This is a genomic window from Streptomyces sp. PsTaAH-137, assembly GCF_003259365.1.
Lineage (GTDB): Bacteria > Actinomycetota > Actinomycetes > Streptomycetales > Streptomycetaceae > Streptomyces.
This window is the reverse complement of sequence record NZ_QLLY01000100.1, coordinates 1-1480: the sequence shown is the minus strand read 5'-3', so window position 1 is coordinate 1480 and position 1480 is coordinate 1. Positions and strand designations below refer to the sequence as shown.

The following is a 1480-nucleotide window of genomic DNA, read 5'->3' as shown; positions in this document are numbered from 1 at the left end:
CACTGGCCATCTGAAAGATCCCCTCGCCCCACACCGAGATCATCACGGCACGAGGCGAGACACGGACCTCAGTTCTAAAACACGGCCTAGGGGCTGTCCGGCGGATCGTGCTGGACAGGTATCGGTCCGGGGAGTCCTCATGGAGTTCCTACGGGGATCGCTGGCCTGTACGGGGCTGGGGGTGCCGACCGCGGTACCGGGTGTCAACCGCCTCCTCCCGACACTCCAATCATCGATCTCATGTCCCTCGGGTAGCTCCATCAGGCCCAGCGGTACGGAGGGCACCACGGCTTAGCCGCGCGGCATCGGCTCGCACCATGCCTCACCGGGCAAGCCCTACCGCGTATCTGGCGCTCGGCTGCGAGTTCGAGGGCTGCTCACAGTGCGCCATCGGCGTCTACACCAACAGCGCCACCGAGGTCGTGAGGCCCCCAACCTGTCGCAGGAGCCGGCCCGGCAGGGCCGACGGAGCATCGCCTGCCCCGTCGGCCCAGCGTTCCCCCTCAGGCGCTTTCACCGTAGGTCTCCACCGCACTCGGCAACACCACGCCTCCCCGTGAGTGCGCAGAGACCGTGATGCGTTTTGGTCTTAACGGTCACCAACTACCTCTGGGATTAGGTCTGTTGGTTCTGGCATAGTCTGTCGCGCGAGCGGTCCGGTACGTCGGTTCGCCAGCTGGCTTCCGGCCCTGCCGCCTCCCCCCTGCGGCAGGGCCGGATCACTGCGACCGTCACAGGAGAACGGCGATCGCGGCCCGCGCCGGATGCCCGGTCGTACCGGGCGCGGCCCTCGCTCCCGAATTGCCGCCGCTCGGCTCCGGCAGTACGGATGAGGCATGACAGAACTGATCGCTGTGCCGGCGCGCATGCTCACCGAGGTGCAGGACCTGTTGCAGTACGGCCTCACCAAAGACTGCACCGAGGCTGCTACCGCACTGGCCGACCTGCGTCGGCAGAGCGATGGCTTCCAGGACTGCCCTGCGGTGCCGCTGTCACCCGAACTGCTCATGCAGATGCACCAGGCTCTGCTGCTGCTGTGTATCGCGGCCGGCTCCGACTTTCTGCCTGGTGAGAAGGTGGTCCGCTTCACCCGCAACGCCGATCAGCTCATGGCCTTCGTCCGCAACTGAACCCCAGCAGCGCCGCATGCGGAGTTCGACGCAGGCACAGCAGGATGCCAGCCCACTTCTGACCCGTCAGCGGCCCGGCCGTTCAGCCAGATCGGAGCAGGTGGCTGTAGTCGGTGAGGACGGCTCGGACCTCGGGCACGCGCTCGTACTCCGTGAAGCGGTGTAGGACGATGCGGGTGCGTGCCGCGGTGCGTTCGGACGTCAGGTCGTAGCCCTCCCGGGCGATGGATGGGTGCGCGTTCTAGGTGCGATGCAGACGTTCTACGCAGTGGTAACAAAGGGTGTCTCGCGTCACACACCAATCCGTAGTCCCATGCGTCTCGGATTAAGCGCGGAAGTCGATGTGTGGG

General features: G+C 66.1%; 1 protein-coding gene. It reads left to right on the top strand.

Features of this window, described 5'->3' with window-relative positions:
• Window positions 1-836: 836 nt before the first annotated feature.
• Complete coding sequence (locus K377_RS41180; protein WP_111668722.1) at window positions 837-1130, top strand: hypothetical protein; 294 nt, start codon at window positions 837-839, stop codon at window positions 1128-1130.
• Window positions 1131-1480: the final 350 nt, after the last annotated feature.

What these genes read in the sequence shown, in the direction of transcription:
- K377_RS41180 (WP_111668722.1), top strand. Translation starts at nt 837, where the DNA reads ATGACAGAACTGATCGCTGTGCCGGCGCGCATGCTCACCGAGGTGCAG.